This is a genomic window from Caulobacter sp. Root343 (genome assembly GCF_001425745.1).
Classification (GTDB): Bacteria; Pseudomonadota; Alphaproteobacteria; order Caulobacterales; family Caulobacteraceae; genus Caulobacter.
The window spans coordinates 130,549-146,592 of sequence record NZ_LMDF01000012.1; the positions used below are offsets into that span (position 1 = coordinate 130,549).

The 16,044-nt window shown below is 68.5% G+C and carries 19 protein-coding genes, 1 tRNA gene and 1 pseudogene; 14 read left to right on the forward strand and 7 right to left on the reverse strand.

Features of this window, described 5'->3' with window-relative positions; genetic code table 11:
- Positions 1-19: 19 nt before the first annotated feature.
- The 3 genes from ASC70_RS23955 to ASC70_RS23965 are packed head-to-tail and all read left to right on the forward strand — an operon-like array spanning position 20 to position 1,159.
- On the forward strand, positions 20-472 hold the full coding sequence (locus ASC70_RS23955) for a hypothetical protein (RefSeq protein ID WP_056055620.1): 453 nt from the start codon (positions 20-22) through the stop codon (positions 470-472).
- 59 nt (positions 473-531) lie between these two features.
- Positions 532-957, forward strand: coding sequence for a hypothetical protein (locus ASC70_RS23960; protein ID WP_056055624.1), 426 nt, complete (start codon positions 532-534; stop codon positions 955-957).
- On the forward strand, positions 935-1,159 hold the full coding sequence (locus tag ASC70_RS23965) for a hypothetical protein (RefSeq protein ID WP_047413742.1): 225 nt from the start codon (positions 935-937) through the stop codon (positions 1,157-1,159). The genes ASC70_RS23960 and ASC70_RS23965 overlap by 23 nt, the downstream gene beginning before the upstream one ends.
- 48 nt (positions 1,160-1,207) lie before the next feature.
- Here the strand turns inward: ASC70_RS23965 and ASC70_RS23970 are convergent, their stop codons facing one another.
- The gene (locus ASC70_RS23970) at positions 1,208-1,831 is read right to left on the reverse strand and encodes an NTP transferase domain-containing protein (RefSeq protein WP_056055627.1); all 624 of its coding nucleotides are present in this window, start codon (positions 1,829-1,831) and stop codon (positions 1,208-1,210) included.
- Positions 1,832-1,861: 30 nt separating this feature from the next.
- Between ASC70_RS23970 and moaA the strand changes: the two genes are divergently transcribed.
- Genes moaA through moaC form a run of 5 tightly spaced genes read left to right on the forward strand, consistent with a single transcriptional unit; the run spans position 1,862 to position 4,631 of the window.
- Positions 1,862-2,911, forward strand: coding sequence for a GTP 3',8-cyclase MoaA (gene moaA, locus ASC70_RS23975; protein ID WP_056055630.1), 1,050 nt, complete (start codon positions 1,862-1,864; stop codon positions 2,909-2,911).
- A gap of 1 nt (position 2,912) precedes the next feature.
- A complete protein-coding gene (locus ASC70_RS23980; RefSeq protein ID WP_056055633.1) occupies positions 2,913-3,152 on the forward strand; it encodes a MoaD/ThiS family protein in 240 nt (79 codons plus the stop codon).
- Positions 3,149-3,592 carry a molybdenum cofactor biosynthesis protein MoaE gene (locus ASC70_RS23985; protein ID WP_056055636.1) on the forward strand — a complete coding sequence of 148 codons (444 nt, stop codon included), beginning with the start codon at positions 3,149-3,151 and terminating at the stop codon, positions 3,590-3,592. The genes ASC70_RS23980 and ASC70_RS23985 overlap by 4 nt, the downstream gene beginning before the upstream one ends.
- A 14-nt stretch (positions 3,593-3,606) precedes the next feature.
- Complete coding sequence (gene moaB, locus ASC70_RS23990; protein ID WP_056055639.1) at positions 3,607-4,161, forward strand: molybdenum cofactor biosynthesis protein B; 555 nt, start codon at positions 3,607-3,609, stop codon at positions 4,159-4,161.
- Entirely contained in the window at positions 4,158-4,631 is a 474-nt protein-coding gene (gene moaC / locus ASC70_RS23995; RefSeq protein WP_056055642.1) for a cyclic pyranopterin monophosphate synthase MoaC, read from the forward strand. The genes moaB and moaC overlap by 4 nt, the downstream gene beginning before the upstream one ends.
- Here moaC and ASC70_RS24000 read toward each other — a convergent pair.
- The 6 genes and pseudogenes from ASC70_RS24000 to tsaD form a co-directional block, all read right to left on the reverse strand.
- A pseudogene (locus tag ASC70_RS24000) lies at positions 4,628-6,390 on the reverse strand (methyl-accepting chemotaxis protein). The gene moaC and the pseudogene ASC70_RS24000 overlap by 4 nt on opposite strands.
- A 126-nt stretch (positions 6,391-6,516) precedes the next feature.
- Entirely contained in the window at positions 6,517-7,296 is a 780-nt protein-coding gene (locus ASC70_RS24005; protein ID WP_047413734.1) for a class I SAM-dependent methyltransferase, read from the reverse strand.
- A gap of 64 nt (positions 7,297-7,360) precedes the next feature.
- Entirely contained in the window at positions 7,361-7,726 is a 366-nt protein-coding gene (locus ASC70_RS24010; RefSeq protein WP_056055645.1) for a Rieske (2Fe-2S) protein, read from the reverse strand.
- Between the two features lie 4 nt (positions 7,727-7,730).
- Positions 7,731-8,012 (reverse strand): YciI family protein, encoded by a 282-nt coding sequence (locus ASC70_RS24015; RefSeq protein WP_056055649.1) that lies wholly within the window; start codon positions 8,010-8,012, stop codon positions 7,731-7,733.
- 14 nt (positions 8,013-8,026) lie between these two features.
- A complete protein-coding gene (locus ASC70_RS24020; protein WP_056055652.1) occupies positions 8,027-9,022 on the reverse strand; it encodes an NAD(P)H-dependent glycerol-3-phosphate dehydrogenase in 996 nt (331 codons plus the stop codon).
- On the reverse strand, positions 9,019-10,137 hold the full coding sequence (gene tsaD / locus ASC70_RS24025) for a tRNA (adenosine(37)-N6)-threonylcarbamoyltransferase complex transferase subunit TsaD (protein ID WP_056055656.1): 1,119 nt from the start codon (positions 10,135-10,137) through the stop codon (positions 9,019-9,021). Before tsaD ends, ASC70_RS24020 begins: the two co-directional genes overlap by 4 nt.
- A 72-nt stretch (positions 10,138-10,209) precedes the next feature.
- On the opposite strand from tsaD, the gene hemC reads away from it, so the two are divergent.
- From hemC to ASC70_RS24055, 6 genes are all read left to right on the forward strand, one after another.
- Positions 10,210-11,178, forward strand: a complete 969-nt coding sequence (hemC, locus tag ASC70_RS24030; RefSeq protein WP_056055660.1) for a hydroxymethylbilane synthase — start codon at positions 10,210-10,212, stop codon at positions 11,176-11,178.
- 3 nt (positions 11,179-11,181) lie between these two features.
- On the forward strand, positions 11,182-11,868 hold the full coding sequence (locus ASC70_RS24035) for a uroporphyrinogen-III synthase (RefSeq protein WP_056055663.1): 687 nt from the start codon (positions 11,182-11,184) through the stop codon (positions 11,866-11,868).
- 43 nt (positions 11,869-11,911) lie between these two features.
- Positions 11,912-12,817, forward strand: coding sequence for a COG4223 family protein (locus ASC70_RS24040; protein WP_082539534.1), 906 nt, complete (start codon positions 11,912-11,914; stop codon positions 12,815-12,817).
- A complete protein-coding gene (locus tag ASC70_RS24045) occupies positions 12,814-14,349 on the forward strand; it encodes a heme biosynthesis protein HemY (protein ID WP_056055670.1) in 1,536 nt (511 codons plus the stop codon). The genes ASC70_RS24040 and ASC70_RS24045 overlap by 4 nt, the downstream gene beginning before the upstream one ends.
- Before the next feature lie 41 nt (positions 14,350-14,390).
- Positions 14,391-14,466: transfer RNA gene (locus tag ASC70_RS24050), tRNA-Thr, on the forward strand.
- 228 nt (positions 14,467-14,694) lie between these two features.
- Positions 14,695-16,002 (forward strand): hypothetical protein, encoded by a 1,308-nt coding sequence (locus ASC70_RS24055; protein ID WP_056055673.1) that lies wholly within the window; start codon positions 14,695-14,697, stop codon positions 16,000-16,002.
- The last annotated feature ends 42 nt before the right edge of the window (positions 16,003-16,044 follow it).

A 16,044-nucleotide genomic window follows, 5' to 3' on the forward strand; every position in this document is an offset into this window, starting at 1 on the left:
TGCGTATCGAGGTCGAAGCTTGGAATCGCTGCTCCAATACGAAGAGCTCATCCCCTTCATCGCCTACCTGTTCGCCTTGGTGATCTGCGGCGTGGCGCTTCGGAAGGGGGATCGTCCACTGCGGTTGGCGGCCTTGGTCCTGATCATCGGCTGGATACTCACGCCTCTGGTCAGCCTGGAAGGCAAGACCCGCCTGGACTATCCGGTGACGATCATCGACATGAGCGCCGCCGTGATCTTCGTTTGGATCTCGCTGCGGTGGCGGCGGCTATGGTGCGCCGTACTCGCGGCCTTGATGATCATCGGCGTCATCCTGCCGATCATATGCTTGGTGGATCGCGGCATTCACAAATACAATTACTATGCGGCCAACAACATCGTGGCCAACCTGCAACTGGTGGTCCTTTGCGTGGCCATCTGGCTGACCGTCCGCGCCCGGAGACGGGCCGATGAGGACGCTGTTCACCCCTGATCCGCGTTTTGGCGCGAACGCGTCATCGCGTGCGTCGAGACCTTGGCTGACCGATCCCGATGATTGTCTACATCGTCTATCTCTTGGCTGTGACGGTCACCGGGCTGGTGTGCTGGAAAGGCGATCGTCCACTGCGATCCGCGGCTACGGTCATGATCGTCAGTTGGGCGTTCACGCCCATGATCGTTCGTTTGGACGCGCATGGCCTGAACCTTCCGGTGACCTTCGTCGACATAGTCACCGCGCTGATCTTCGTCTGGCTTTCCATGCGGTGGCGGCGGCTATGGGGCGCCGTGCTCGCGGCCTTGACGATCGTTTGTGTCGCCATTCGGCTGGTGGCCTCGGTCGACCCCGGCATAGACAACTACAGTCGAGCCGCCTCCTACAACGTCGTGACCATTCTGCAGCTCGTGGTCTTGCTCGTGGCGACATGGCTGACCGTTCGCGCCCGGAGACGGGCCAATGAGGGCGCTGTTCGATCCTGATGTCGATGCGATCGCGGACGAGGAGGATCTCGCCGAATTCCGGCGTGGCTTCGCGGCGGTCGGCGAGGACAATCGTCGAATCCTGATGATCCTGATCCCGAAGCTGGTGGCGCTACAGGAGCGTGGCGATTCCGCCACCGCCCTCAGCCTGATCGCGGAGATCAAACGTATCGTGACCGGGGGTGAAGGGCCCTTGCACTAAAGGTCGGGCGAAGGCCGGTGGCCGGACATCCGGAGAGATGTCGGCCCTTCAGCGGCCTTCGATGGCGCGGGCGAGGTCTTCGGGTCGATCCACATCGAGATGGATCCCCGGATCCTCGACGGGGATCCGCGCCAGCCGGGCGCCCGCGCTCTCCACGAGGGCGCGGGCGCCTTCGTCTCCGGACAGCGCGCTCAAGGCCGGGAACCAGGCCACGCCGAACAGGACGGGATGGCCGCGCCGACCCAGGAAGGTCGGGGCGACGACACCTTCTGGGCCGCTCAACGCCCGCGCCAGCCTCCTGGGCGTTGCTGGGTCGATCGCCGGCATGTCGCCGAGGAAAACGAATGCGCCCGTCGCATCGTCCGGCAGGGCTTGAACGGCGGTCCGCAACGAGGCGCCGACGCCCTCTTCGGGGTGCTCGACGGAAACCAAGACCAGGCGCTCGGAGGCGACCAGCCGCGTCGCCGTCGTCTCCACCGCCTTGCGAACGGCCGGATCGGGCCCGATCGCCACGAAAACCCGCCGGACAGGAGCCAAAAACGCCGTCAGCAAGGCGCTGGCGACCAGCGGCGCGCCGTTGAATGGCGCGACAAGCTTGCCGCCGCCGAACCGGACGCCGCGCCCGGCGGCCAGCACGATCGCCTCCAGCGACGTCGTATCGCTTTGCGTCATGGGTTCTAGCGCCTATTCTAACCGTCAGACATGACGCCCTATGACGACAGCCCCGCGCAAGCGGTTACCAGCGCGCCCCGCCCGCCGAGCCCGGTTTTGATCGACGGCTTCGGTCGCGCGGTGACCTATCTGCGGGTTTCGGTGACCGACCGCTGCGACCTGCGCTGCCTCTATTGCATGTCCGAGCACATGACCTTCCTACCGAAGGCCGAAGTGCTGACGCTGGAGGAACTGGACCGCCTGGCCTCGACCTTCATCGGCCTGGGCGTGCGTAAGCTGCGCTTGACCGGCGGCGAGCCGCTGGTGCGCAAGGGGTTCATGGAGCTGGTGGGAAGCCTGTCGCGGCACCTGCGCTCGGGCGCGCTGGACGAGCTGACCCTGACCACCAACGGCACCCAGCTGGAGCGCTACGCCGCCGACCTGGCCCGTCATGGGGTGCGGCGGATCAACGTCTCGCTGGACACGCTGAAGCCCGACCTCTTCCGGACGCTGACGCGCGGTGGCGATCTGGCGCGGGTGATCGCCGGGATCGACGCCGCCCTGGACGCGGATATCGCGGTCAAGATCAACGCCGTGGCGCTGAAGAACGACAACGCCGCCGAGCTGCCCGATCTGATCCAATGGGCGCACGCGCGCGGCTGCGACATGACACTGATCGAAACCATGCCCCTCGGCGAGGTCGACCAGGACCGCACCGACCAATTCCTGTCGCTGAAGGATGTCCGCCGCGAGCTGGCCTCGTTCTGGACGCTGGAAGACATCCATCACACGACCGGCGGTCCGGCCCGCTATGTCCGCGTGACCGAAACGGGCGGGCGCCTCGGCTTCATCACGCCGCTGAGCCACAATTTCTGCGACACCTGCAACCGAGTGCGCCTGACCTGCACCGGGACGCTGCATACGTGCCTGGGCCGGGATGACGCCAGCGACCTGCGGGCGGTAATCCGCGGCGGCGCCGATAACGCCCAGCTGACGGACGCGATCTTCGCGGCCATTGGAGCCAAGCCCCAGGGCCATGACTTCCAGATCGCCGCCGCCCGCCCCGCCGTGTCGCGGCACATGTCGACCACCGGCGGCTGACATGGCGCGGGTCCTCCTGTTCGGGCGCCTGGCCGACCAGGCCGGCTGGCGAGATCGCGTCGTCGATGCTCTCGACCTCTCCAGTCTGCGCGGCGCGCTGGCGGCCGCCGATCCGGGCTTGGGCGAGGCGCTCGCGGCGCCGGGCGTCCAGGTCGCGGTCGACAAGGCCATCGTCCGGGGCGAGGCTACGCTCTCGCCGTTCACCGAGGTCGCCTTCCTGCCGCCGATGAGCGGCGGATGACCGTCACCCTGACCGACCAGCCGTTCGAGCCGGGCGCGCTCGTCACCGCCTTCTGCGTGGGCCGAGAGGAGACCGGAGCGGTGGCCACGTTCGTGGGCCTGGCCCGGGCTGAGAAAGGCCAGGCGGTCGCGCTGGAGCTGGAGGCCTATCCGGGCTTCACCGACGCCGCGATCGGCGAAATCGTTCAGGGCGCCGTCACGCGGTTTCAGCTGCATGACGTCCAGGTTGTCCATCGGGTCGGCCGTATCGCGCCCGGTGAGGCGATTGTCTTCGTGGCGACCGCCGCCGGCCACCGTCGCGAGGCCTTCGAGGCCTGCGATTTCCTGATGGACTACCTGAAGAGCCGAGCGCCCTTCTGGAAGAAGGAGCACGGCCTGGGCGGGGCGCGCTGGATCGAACCGACGGACCGCGATAGGACCGACGCCGAACGCTGGGATTGACGGGGAGAGACGGGATGTCCGACGCAGTGCTGAAACCGGGCGGCGGGATCAAGCCGGAGCTTCCCTTCAAGCCAGTGCGCGTGGCGATCCTGACGGTCTCGGACACCCGCGACGAGACGACGGACACCTCCGGCCAGATCCTGATCGACCGGGTCAAGGAAGCCGGCCACGACCTGGCCGGCCGGGCCGTGATCCGTGACGACATCGAACAGATCCGCGCCCAGGTCCGCGACTGGATCGACAGCAAGGCCGTGGATGCGATCATCAGCACGGGCGGCACGGGCCTGACCGGCCGCGACGTCACGGTCCAGGCGCTGGAGCCGCTGTTCGACAAGAAGATCGACGGCTTCTCGGTGATCTTCCACCTGGTGTCCTACGCCACCGTCGGCCTCTCGACCTTGCAGTCGCGGGCCACGGCCGGACTGATCGGCGGCGTCTTCGTCTTCTGCCTGCCGGGCAGCAACGGGGCGGTCAAGGACGGCTGGGACAAGGTCATCAGCGCCCAGCTCGACAGCCGCCACAAGCCCTGCAACATGGTCGAGCTCATGCCGAGGCTTCTGGAGCAGTGAGCAAGCTCACCCACATCGACAGCGAGGGTCGGGCTCGCATGGTTGACGTCTCGGACAAGCCGGCGACGGCGCGCGAGGCGGTGGCGAGCGGCTTCGTGCGGATGAGCCCAGAAACTTTGGCCCTGGCGGTGTCGGGCTCGGGCCGCAAGGGCGACGTTCGCGCCGTGGCCGAGTTGGCCGGCGTCATGGCCGCCAAGAAGACCTCCGACCTGATCCCGCTGTGCCATCCGCTGGCGCTGTCGAAGGTCGTCGTCGAGGTCGAGCCGGCCGAAGGCGGGCTGGCCGTGACCGCGCGGGTCAAGACCACGGGTCCGACGGGCGTCGAGATGGAGGCCCTGACCGCCGCTTCGGTCACCTGCCTGACGATCTACGACATGCTCAAGGCGGCCGAGAAGGGCATGGTCATCGAGGCCGTGCGCCTTCTGGAGAAGACCGGCGGCAAGTCCGGGGATTGGGTCGCCGAGCGTTAGGCCGCCCGGCGCCGATCCGCCTGTTCGCCGATCCGCAGCTCGCCCATCCGCTGGGCCAGGCGCGTGGCTTCCTGGGCCAGGGCGTGGCTGGCGGCGGTGGTCTCCTCGACCATGGCGGCGTTGCGCTGGGTGACCTGGTCCATCTGGTTCATGGTCGTGTTGACCTCGGCCAGACCCCGGGCCTGTTCCTGGGTCGAGGCGGCCATCTCGCCGACCAGGTTGTCGATCTGATCGACCTCGTCGGCGATGGCGCGAAGGGCCTCGCCGGCCTTGCCGACATATTCCACGCCCTGTCCGACCTCGGCCGTGCTGGCGCTGATCAGGGTCTTGATTTCCCGCGCGGCGTCGGCTGAACGCTGGGCCAGGGCCCGGACTTCCTGGGCGACGACGGCGAAGCCGCGACCGGCTTCACCCGCCCGCGCCGCCTCGACCCCGGCTCGATCACGCCGATGATCTGGCCGATCTGGGCCGAGGACTTCTCGATCGCGCCCATGGCCTCGACGGCCTGATCGACGATCGAGCCGCTGGCGTCGGCGGCGCTGCGCGCCCGCTGGACCACCTTCCGAGCGCGAGTGGCGCCTTCGGCCGTCAGGCGCACGGTGCTGGTGATCTCGTCCAAGGCGGCGACGGCCTCTTCCAGGCTGGCGGCCTGGCGCTCGGTGCGGCCGGACAGATCGTCGGCGGCCTCGGTGATCTCGGCGGCTCCGCCATGGATGGCGCTCACGGCGTTCAGCGAGGCGGCGATGACGCCCGACAGCTTCTCGACCGCGGCGTTGAAGTCGACGCGAAGCTTCTCGTAGCCCGCCGGGAAGGATTGAGCGATGCGATGCGAGAGGTCGCCCTCGGACATATGCTTCAGCGCCAGGCCCAAGCTCTCGACGACGGCTTTCTGAGTCGCTTCGGCCTCGCTACGACGCGTTTCGGCCTCGCGGCGCTCGACCTCCAGGGTGTCGCGCACGTCGGCGGCTTCCAATTCCTTGCGGCGCGCTTCGACGGTGTCGTGGAAGGTCCGCAGGGCGTCGGTCATCTGGCCGATCTCGTCCTCGCCGCGCTTCTTGGGCAGGACGACCGAAAGGTCGCCGTCCGACAAGCGGCGCAGGCAGCGCGTGATCTCGATTAGCGGCGAAACCAGGCCACGCTTGGCGGCGACCATCAGGATGGCGGCGAAGGCCGCGGCGGTCAGCAGCAAGGCGCCCATCACCACTTGGCCGAGGAAGCCCAGCGATTTGGCGGCGTCGGTGTCCCGCGTGGCCACCGTCTCGATCTTGGTCGACGCGGCGCCCATCTTGTCTTCGAGCGCCGAGAACTGGAGCGCGAAGCCCGGCAGTTTGGCGCGGGCGCCCGCGGCGTCGGTGTCGGCGATCGCACCGAACTCCTCAGCCGCCGCGATATAGGTAGCCAGGGGAGCTTCCACTTCCGCCAAGGCGGATTTGACCGAAGGATCCTCGGCCAGCTTGCCACTGGCGGTGACGTCGTCCTTGAAGGCCTGGGTATGTTCGGCCAGATCGGCGCGGACCGTTTTCAGATCGACGCCGAGCGCCGGATCGGAGGACATGATCGCGCCCATGACGTCGGCGCGGAGCGCGTCGTGCATCATATCGGCGTGCATGTGCAGGCGGAGGATCTTGGCCGAGACCTCCGCGCGAGAGAGCGCCGAGTCGAGACTCACGGCCACCCAAAGGCCAGTTCCGGCCGTGGCCGCGCACAGCAGCGCCGCGCCGGCGGCCGCACCCATCACCTTCTGACCCAAGGACGCCATGTCGATCTTCTCCCCGCGGGCGCGCCGCAAAATCGGGAGGAAGATGCCAGGGGAGCTCTCTAACGGGTCTTAACCCTAGGCGTCTCGGGCTGGCGGCAAAACGTCGCGTGGTGGGCGGCGGACGGTCTAGCGCGGGATCTCGGCGGTCTTGACCAGGGCGACCTGGCGATAGACAGCCGCGATCTCGAAATACCGGCCGAAGGCGGCGTGGAACTGGTCGACTGCCTGCTTCACGCCCGGCCCGCCGATCTCGCTGATGTCGTGCCAATAATCATCCAACACCATCATGCCGCCGACGCTGAGCAGGCTGGCGCAGAAGCACAGGTCGATCAGCACGGCCAGGGCCGTGTGGCTGCCGTCGACATAGATCAGGTCGAACTGCTCGCCGCGCTCCAGCATCTGGGGCAGGACGTAGGTCGAGAAGCCCTTGTGCGTGTCCAGGCTCCTGAACCCGCACTTGGCCATGTTGCGGCGGAAGCGCGGCTCGACGGCGTGGTACTTCTCTTCCGGATTCAGCGCTTCGTCGAACCACGGATCGATCACGGTGACCGCCAGGCGCTCGGGCAGCAGCCAGTCCATGAAGGCCAGGTTGCGGCCTTCATAAGCGCCGATCTCCATGTAGCGGATCGTTTCGCCCGCGGGACGCTTGGCCGCGAAGTCGCGCAACAGCGGCGCCACGAACGGGATGTTGTTGCTGGCCCAGGTCGAGGTGAACTCGAAGCCGGCCTGTTCGGCGTGGGCGTTGAAGGCGTCGACCACTGCGTGGTCGCGCTGGCCGCCCAGCATGGTCTTGGCGAGGGTCGTGGCCAAGCGCGGATTGACCTTGGTCAGCGAGCGCAGCTTGGCCAGGCCGCCCCGGTGCGTCACCGTCTCGGCGTCGAAATTCACATCGGTCCCGTCGGCCATGGTTCCGCTCCTACAATCGGTTGCGCGGACGCTAGGCCAAAGGTCTTAAGGAAGGGTCAGATCCTCACGCGACGACGATCTGGCCGCCGCGAACCTCGACCGGCCAGGCAAAGAGCTTGTCGCCTGGACACGGGCCCGCGACGCAAGCCCCGTCCTCGATTCGGAACAGGGCCGCGTGACCGGCGCACAGGATCAGGTCGTTCTCGCGGCTGAGGTAGCGGCCGGCGAAGCCCGCCAAGGGCCAGCCGGCGTGCGGACAGCTGTCGACATAGCCGACCACGACCTCGTCCCTGCGCACCACGAAGCCGGCGAACATCGCGTCGCCCTCGCGCCAGCGGAAGCCCTTCGAGCCAGGCGAGGGGATCTCGTCCAGCGCGCAGAGCACCGTACCGGCCCGGGGGCGAGCGGGATTGTCGGGATCGGTTCGCAACGGCTCAGAGCGAGCCGACGCCCACGCGCCACGGATGGACCTCGGCGCTCTCGAAGACGCCTGCGGCGGTATAGGGATCGTTGTCGAGCAGGGTCTGGACGGCGGCCTTGTCCTCGGCCTCGATGATCAGCAGCGAGCCGATCGGGCTGCCGGCGTCGTCCAGCAGAGGGCCGGCGGCCTTCACCAGCTTGGATCCATTCAGATAGTCCAAGTGTGTCGGGCGGGTCGCCAGACGCGTCTCGAGCGCGCCGGGCTTGTCCTTGCAGACGATGACGAAGAGGGCCATGCGGGTCCTTCTCTCTAAGCTTCGGATTTCAGGGGACGCGACAGCAGCCCGACGATGGCGGCGTCGACGGCGATTTCGCCGGCCAGAATGCCGGCGACGGCTTCGCAGATCGGGACTTCGACGCCCAGCTTGCGGGCCAGGGCGCGGACGGCGGGGGCCGAAGCGACGCCCTCGGCGACCGACAGCTTGCCGGCCAGGGCCTCCTGCAGGGTCATGCCTTGGCCCAGGGCCAGGCCGACGCTCATGTTGCGCGATTGGGGGCTGGAGCAGGTCAGCACCAAGTCCCCCAGGCCACATAGGCCGGCGACGGTCTCGATCTTACCTCCCAGGGCGACGGCCAAGCGGGTCAGTTCGGCGAAGCCTCGGGTGATCACCGAGGCGTGGGCGCTGCGGCCCAGGCCCTTGCCCTCGACGATGCCGCAGGCGATGGCCAGGACGTTCTTCACCGCGCCACCGGCCTCGGCTCCGATCAGGTCGCCGGCGATGTAGGGGCGGAAGGTCGGGGTGGCGATGGCCTCGGCGATGGCGCGGCCCAGGGCCTCGTCCTCGCAAGCCAGGGTCACGGCGGTGGGCAGGCTGCGGGCCACCTCGCCGGCGAAGCTCGGACCCGACAGCACCGCGACGGGCGCCCCGGGGATGGTCTCTTCGGCCACCTCGGTCATCAGCTTCAGCGAGCCTTGCTCGACGCCCTTGGCGCAGAGCACCACGGGGACGCCGGGCTTGAGATGCGGCGCCAGAGCCTTCAGGGCCGACCGCAGGTGTTGGGCGGGAGCGACGGCGAGGATCAGGTCGCACTGGGCCAGGCCGGCCATGTCGGACACCGCCTTGATCGCCGGCTCCAGGGCGATCCCGGGCAGGAACAGAGCATTTTCGTGCGTGGTGTTGACCGAGGCGACGACCTCGGCTTCGCGGGCCTGTAGAGTGACGTCGAGACCGGCCCGCGCGCAGACCTGGGCCAGGGCGGTGCCCCAAGCCCCGGCGCCGATGACACCCGCTTGCTTGTAGCTCATGCCTTGGCTCCCTTGCGGCCGTATGCGTTGGCGGGGTTGGCCAGCGCCGCCGCTTCGTCCAGCGGCCAACGTGGCCGGGCGACGGCGTCGAGGTCGTCCGAAATCCCCAGGGCGAGCCGCTCGGCCCCGGCCAGGGCGATCATGGCGGCGTTGTCGGTGCAATAGGCCAGCGGCGGCGCGGCGAACCCAAAACCGTTCTTCTCGCAGTCGGCCAGCAAGGCCGCGCGCACCGCGCCATTGGCGGCCACGCCGCCGGCGACGACGAAGCGCAGGTCCTGGTCCGTGTGGCTTTCCTTGTAGAGCTTCATCGCCCGGTCCACCCGTTCCGACAGCTGGCGAGCGATGGCGGCCTGGACGCCAGCGGCCAAGTCGCGGCGCTCGCCGTCGGTGGTGAGCGTCTCGGCGATCCGGGCGGCGGCGGTCTTCAGACCCGAGAACGAGAAGTCGCAATCCTTGCGGCCCAGCAGGGCGCGCGGCAGCGGGTAGCGGGTCGCATCGCCGCCGATCGCCAGCTTCTCCAGGGCAGGCCCCCCCGGATAGGGCAGGCCCAGGCTCTTGGCGATCTTGTCGAAGGCCTCGCCGGCCGCGTCGTCGATCGTGGTGCCCAGGCGCTTGCAGGCCCCGACGCCCGCCACTTCTAGAAGCTGACAGTGGCCGCCGGACACCAGGAGCAACAGGAAAGGATAGGCGATGTCGGCGCCCAGGCGGGCCGAGACCGCATGGCCTTCCAGATGGTTGACGGCGACCAGCGGCACGCCGCGCGCCAGCGAGACGGCCTTGCCGAACGCCAGGCCCACCATCACGCCGCCAACCAGGCCGGGACCCGCCGTGGCCGCGACACCGTCGAGGTCTTCAAAGCCAAGGCCCGCCGCGCGCATGGCTTCGGCGACGATCGTATCGATCGACTCCACGTGGGCGCGGGCGGCGATCTCGGGCACCACGCCGCCGAACGGCGCGTGCTGCTCGAACTGGGTCCCGACGATCGAGGAGAGCACCGTGACCGTCCCGTCCTCGGCCCGGCGCACCACCGAGGCCGCGGTCTCGTCGCAGCTGGTCTCCAGGCCGAGCATGGTGAGCCCGGCGGGCGCGGGGCCAGAATCCGTAAGGAGGGTCATTCGGTTGCGGGCTTCCCGCCGCTCCTGTAGCAGCGAAGATGAAATTTCGTCCTCGCAGGTAACGTTCCGACCGTGTCCCGGCAACCTCCCATCCGCATCGGCGCGCGCGGCTCCAAGCTCTCGCTGGCGCAATCAGGCCTGATGCAGGCTCGCATCGCCGCCGCGCTCGGCGTCCCGGCGGGCGCTTCAAAGGCTGAAATCGAGGCCGCCGCCCCGCTGATCCCGATTGTCACCACCGGCGACCGCATCCAGGACCGCCGCCTGATGGAGATCGGCGGCAAGGGCCTGTTCACCAAGGAGATCGAGGAGGCCCTGCTGGACGGTCGCATCGACTGCGCCGTCCATTCGCTGAAGGACATGCCGGCCGAGCTGCCGCCGGGCCTGGTCCTGGCCGCGACGCCGGAGCGCGAGGACCCGCGCGACGCCTTCATCAGCCATGTTTGCGAACGGCTGGAAGACCTGCCCAAGGGCGCGCGCCTGGGCACCGCGTCGCTGCGCCGCCAGGCCCAGGCCCTGCACGTGCGGCCCGACCTCGAGATCGTCATGCTGCGTGGCAATGTCGACACCCGGCTGGCCAAGCTGGAGCGCGGCGAAGCCGACGCCATCCTGCTGGCCCAGTCGGGCCTGAACCGCCTCGGTCTGGGTCACGTCGCCAGGAGCTGGCTGGATCCCGATGCTTGCCCGCCCGCGCCCGGTCAGGGAGCCCTGGTCATCGAGACCCGGGCCGAGGACGTCAAAGCCGCCTGGCTGGACGCTCTCCGCTGCCGCGAGACAACAATCGCCGTCGCCGCCGAGCGCGGCGCCCTCTACGCCCTCGAAGGCTCGTGTCGTACCGCTATCGGCGCCCGCGCCGTGCTGGACGGCGTGCGCCTGACCATGATCGTCGAAGCCCTGACCCCCGATGGTTCGCGGCGCTTCCGCCGCCATGGCGCAATCACCCTCACCGGCGCCGACGATGTCGCCGAGGCTCGCGCCTTGGGCTTGGACCTGGGGGCCCAGGTTCGCGCCGAGGGCGGCGACGCCCTTCTGCTGCCGGAATAGGCGATGGGCGAGGGCGCGCCGGTTTGGATCACCCGCGCCCGGCCCGGCGCCCTGGCCACCGCCGATCGGGTGGCGGCCTTGGGCTTTACGCCGCTGGTCGATCCCCTGCTGACGGTCGAGGCGCTGGACGTTGAATTCGACCTTTCCCACGTCGCCGCCCTGGCCTTCACCAGCCTCAACGGTGTCGAGGCCTTCGCTCGCCTGTCGGATGTGCGCGGCCTCCCGGTCTTCGCGGTCGGCCGTGCGACGGCCAAGGCCGCCGAGGCGGCGGGTTTCGCATCGGTCGTCAGCGCCGATGGCGACGTCGAGGACCTTGGCCGATTGATCGCGAGTTCCGCCTCGGGCCTGGTCGTCTGGGCCGGCGCCAAGGAGCCAGCCGGCGACCTTGTCGGCCTGCTGCGTGGCCATGGCGTGATGGCTAGGGATGTCGCCGTCTATGAAACAACCGAGCGCGCGCCATCGGCGGGGACCTTGGCCCATCTCGACGGTCCGTTGACGGCGCTTCTCCATTCGCCGCGCGCTGCTCGGGCGTTGGCGACGATCCTGCGCGAACGGCCCGCCCCGGGCCTCCGCGCCTTGTGCCTGTCCGAAGCCGTAGCCGCGCCGCTGGTGGGTTTGAAAGAACTCGGGTCCGTGGCCTTCGCGCCGCGTCCGGACGAATCCGCGCTCTTGGATATGCTCTCAGCTTAAGCGCGACGTTGCGAAGCGCGGCGGCGTGGGGCACGAATGGCGCATGAACGCCGCTCCCGATCCCGCTGAAATCGTCGCGCCTAGCGATCCGGCGCTCTATGCCCGTCGACGGGTCATGGGTCCCAGCGTCTGGATCTGGCTGGTGCTCTGCGTGCTCTGCGCGGCTCTGGGAGCCAGCATCGCCCGTTTCGGTCCGACGATATTCCCTTCCAAGAACCGATCCGCGGACGGCGCGGTCTCGGTCACGCCCAGCCCGCGCCCGATCGCCGATCGCGTCACCCCCGGCTCGGCCCTGCCGGTCGAGAGCGGGCAGACCGCTCTTGCTCCGCCCGCCGCCGACGTCGATCGCCTCGACGACCGAATCACCGCTCTGGAGACCAGCCAGAAGAGCGTGGCGGACGCCGCCGCGGCCGCTCTGGCCGTCTCCACCCTGGCCGAGGCCGCCGGAACCTCGCGGCCGTTCGGCGAAGAGCTGGCCGGCCTCGAGCGCGTTCTGCCCTCCTCGCCCGACCTGCGCGCCTTGGAGCCCTTGGCCCGTCTCGGCGCTCCCACCCGCGCCGGCCTCGCCGTGCAGTTCGGGAACCTGGCTGGCCGCGCCGCCAGCGCCGCGCGCAATCCCGGCGCGGACGCGGACCTGTTCTCGCGGATCCGCTACGCCCTCTCCAGCATCGTCTCGATCCGCCATGTCGGCTCGACCAAGGGGACGACCCCCGACGCCATGCTGGCCCGGGCTCAGAACCTGCTCGACGAAGGCGATGTCGAGGGCTCGGTCCAGGCGCTGGACGCCATTCCCGATCCGGCCCGCGACGTGCTGGCGCCCTGGATCAACGCCGCCAACCGGCGGATCGAGATCGACCGCCACGTCGCGGCCGTGCGCGCCGATGCTCTCGCGGACCTGTCGCGGGTGTCGCGGACCGCTCCCCAGGTCGCCCCTCGGACCGTCCCATGACGCGCGTCGCCTTCGCCCTGTTCCTGGTGGCCGCCGTCGCGGTCGGCGTCCTGGCCCTGGCCGGCGAGCCAGGCCGCGCCGCGCTGGAGTGGATGGGCTGGCGCATCGAGATGACCGCCGCCACGGCGGCGCTGCTGACCCTGTTCTCGGCCCTGCTGTTCACCCTGCTGTGGCGCGGCGTGATCTGGATCGTCGAGGCGCCCCGTCGCGCCGCTCGCGCCCGGGCCGAGTCCAAGCGCAAGCAAGCGATAGAAGCTCTTTCGCGCGGTTTTCTGGCAGTCGCGGCGGGCGATGGGTCCGAGGCTCGTCGCCTGGCCCAGAAGTCGGCGGAATTGGCCGAGGACGCGCCGGCCCTGGTCCGGGTGCTCGCGGCCCAGGCCGCCGAAGCCGCCGGCGACCGTGGCGCGGCCAAGAGCGCCTATAACGCCATGCTCGGTTTCCCCGAGATGCGCCTGGCGGGCTTGCGCGGCCTGATGCATGCGGCCCAGGCCGAGGGCGACAAGACCGCCGCCGTTCGCCATGCCGAGACCGCCTACGGCCTGGCGCGCACCGCGCGTTGGGCGTGGAGCGCCTTGCTGGAGGCCAGGTTGGAGGTCGGCGACTGGGCCGCGGCGCTGGACCTCGTTCAAGGCGCCCTGGAGCGCAAGATCGTCTCGCCGGCCGTGGCCGAGCGCAGCCGCGCGGCGCTTTTGGCCGCTTCGGCGGCGAGTCTCGAGGAGTCCTCGGAGCCCAAGGCCCGCACTCAGGCGCTGGACTTCGCGACCCAGTCCGTGAAGTTGAAGCCCGACTTCGCCCCTGGTGTGGTCATGGCTGCTCGCCTGCTGGCCGATGACGGCAAGGTCGCCAAGGCCGGCCAGCTGATCGAGGCCGCTTGGAAGGCCGAGCCGCATCCGGCCCTCTGGCTGGCCTATCGCGACCTCAAGACCAACGAGACGCCCAAAGCCCGCGCTCAACGTCTGGCCGCCTTGGCCGCCATGAAGCCGGAGGCCCGGGAGAGCCGCATGCTGCGGGTCGAAAGCGCCCTGGTCGGCGGCGACCCGATCGCCGCCCGCGCCGCGGCTCGTCTGCTCGACGCGGAGGCCCCGACGGCGCGCTTCGCCGGCTTGATGGCCCGTGTCGCCGCCGCCAATGGCGAAGGCGACGAGGCTCGAGCCTGGATCGCGCGCGGCGTGGATGCGCCACAGGAGCCGGACTGGACGGATCTGGACCCGGAGGGCCGCGCTTTCGCCTATCAACGCGAGGACTGGGCGCGCTTGGCCGTCAGCTACGCGGAGACCGGCCAGCTGATCCACCCGCGCCACGAACGCCGCGAGCGGACGATGAACGACCTGCCGGAGCTGCCTTCGGCTTATGCGGAATCGACGCCGTTCATTAGAGCCGCCGAGACCGGCGGGGCCATGATGCCCATTCCCGACGACCCGGGCGTGTTCGATGCGCCACCGATTCCGGACCCGCCCGAGGGTGGTCCGGCGCCGCGCCGCAATTCTGGTGCAAGACGGCGCTTGGCAAGTGGCTCGCGCGCCGCTAAATAGGCGCTCCCTCCGCTCCGGGTCCTGATCCGAAGCGTCCGTGGGCCGCCTTAGCTCAGCCGGTAGAGCGACGCATTCGTAATGCGTAGGTCAGGTGTTCGAGTCACCTAGGCGGCACCACTTCCCTTCCTGAAGATCAAATCACCGGTGACGATGGCGTGGGCCATCGCTAATTTTCCACATCGCCAGTGTTCCCTGTTTGTTCTTGACGTTCGGAACGGCATTCGCTAAAAAGGTTTCACTGCCGATCGTATGTCCTTCGGCCACCGACCTCGAGGCGCCTCCCGCGCCCCGGGGTTTTTTTGTGCCTGGACCTCGGCGGTTTTGATAAAAACCGGAGACATTACAATGGTCGCAACTGTCGACAGCTATATCCATGCCGGTGACCTGGACGATACCGCCGCGTTCGGCCGGGCTCTGACCAGCAACAATCTCGTCCAGCTCCTGGATCGCCAATACTTCATCAACGACACGATCTTGGTCGGCACGAACAAGCAACTGATCGGCAGCGGTCGCGGGGCGACCGAGGTCATCATGGACACGCCTTCCAAGCCGGCCTTCCAGATCGTCGCTGACGCCGAGAACGTGGGCTTCCAGGACTTCACGATCACCCGTGTTTGGACCAAGGCCGGTGACGCCACCGGAACCAAGGGCGACGGCATTCAATGCGCCGGCGCCAGCGAGAACGTGACGATCGCCCGCATGCAGCTCAGCAACCACTACCGGTCGTTCTATGGTCGCAACACCAACGGCGGCCTGCTGAAGGACGTCGCTTCGCTGCACGTGAAGGGGAGCGCCTTCGAGCTCGAATACGATACGAGAATCGCCAAGCCGATGCAGTGGTCGATGGACAACGTCAGCTCGATCTTCGCGTCGGGCTACGGATTCTACGTCCACTCCAACGCCTATGTGCCCGCGCCCAACGGGACCAGCATTTCCAGCGGCGTCTCGCTCGGCACCTACACCAACCTGACCACCTTCGCCAACACTCTGGGCGGGCTGAAGGGCGAGGTTCCCAGCAACATGTCGCTCTACAGCGTGCGCGTGATCGGCGGCTTCTTCGGCGAGGACGGCGGCAACTGCATCGATATCTACGGTGGTCAGTTCGGCAACAACCACGTGATCGCGCCCACCTTCGTCGAGCTGGCGGGCCAGGGCTATTCCGGCGCCTACAAGAACCGGGCCGGTGTTATGGTCAACGGCGGGGTGAACCGCAAGACCGGCTTCAATGCTGGCGATTCGGTCAGCAACAATCCGGCCATCGGGACGGGCATCAAGGTGGCCAACGCCCGCAACGTGCTGGTGCGGCCCAACTATGTGAATGGCTGTCTCGGCAACGGCATCTGGGCCGACAACGTGATCCGCATCGACGTCGACGGTGGTCAGGTCTCGAACAACGGCCTGAACAACCCGAACGCCGGCACGGCCACGACCGACTATAAGAACGCCATCTATCTGAGCTCGTGCTCGGGCCAGAAGATCAGCAACGTTCGAGGTGTGAACGAGACCAATACCCAGGTCTTCGGCCTGGTCTGGAGTGGCAACGACATCGTCATCTCAGGCAACGACATGCGGACCAATCCGACGCCGTTCTCCGGACCGACGACGTCCCTGCCGAATGGCGTCTCCGCGGGCAACCTGCCCGCCAATCCCTAAATCAGGCGGCCCGCGCTCCGGCGCGGGCCCTTCCTTTCGGAA

Coding starts and splice junctions, on each gene's coding strand:
- ASC70_RS23960 (WP_056055624.1), top strand. CDS start 532: ATGATTGTCTACATCGTCTATCTCTTGGCTGTGACGGTCACCGGGCTG.
- ASC70_RS23965 (WP_047413742.1), top strand. CDS start 935: ATGAGGGCGCTGTTCGATCCTGATGTCGATGCGATCGCGGACGAGGAG.
- ASC70_RS23970 (WP_056055627.1), bottom strand. CDS start 1,831: ATGACGCAAAGCGATACGACGTCGCTGGAGGCGATCGTGCTGGCCGCC.
- moaA (WP_056055630.1), top strand. CDS start 1,862: ATGACGCCCTATGACGACAGCCCCGCGCAAGCGGTTACCAGCGCGCCC.
- ASC70_RS23980 (WP_056055633.1), top strand. CDS start 2,913: ATGGCGCGGGTCCTCCTGTTCGGGCGCCTGGCCGACCAGGCCGGCTGG.
- ASC70_RS23985 (WP_056055636.1), top strand. CDS start 3,149: ATGACCGTCACCCTGACCGACCAGCCGTTCGAGCCGGGCGCGCTCGTC.
- moaB (WP_056055639.1), top strand. CDS start 3,607: ATGTCCGACGCAGTGCTGAAACCGGGCGGCGGGATCAAGCCGGAGCTT.
- ASC70_RS24005 (WP_047413734.1), bottom strand. CDS start 7,296: ATGGCCGACGGGACCGATGTGAATTTCGACGCCGAGACGGTGACGCAC.
- ASC70_RS24015 (WP_056055649.1), bottom strand. CDS start 8,012: ATGGCCCTCTTCGTCATCGTCTGCAAGGACAAGCCCGGCGCGCTCGAG.
- ASC70_RS24020 (WP_056055652.1), bottom strand. CDS start 9,022: ATGAGCTACAAGCAAGCGGGTGTCATCGGCGCCGGGGCTTGGGGCACC.
- tsaD (WP_056055656.1), bottom strand. CDS start 10,137: ATGACCCTCCTTACGGATTCTGGCCCCGCGCCCGCCGGGCTCACCATG.
- ASC70_RS24035 (WP_056055663.1), top strand. CDS start 11,182: ATGGGCGAGGGCGCGCCGGTTTGGATCACCCGCGCCCGGCCCGGCGCC.
- ASC70_RS24040 (WP_082539534.1), top strand. CDS start 11,912: ATGAACGCCGCTCCCGATCCCGCTGAAATCGTCGCGCCTAGCGATCCG.
- ASC70_RS24045 (WP_056055670.1), top strand. CDS start 12,814: ATGACGCGCGTCGCCTTCGCCCTGTTCCTGGTGGCCGCCGTCGCGGTC.
- ASC70_RS24055 (WP_056055673.1), top strand. CDS start 14,695: ATGGTCGCAACTGTCGACAGCTATATCCATGCCGGTGACCTGGACGAT.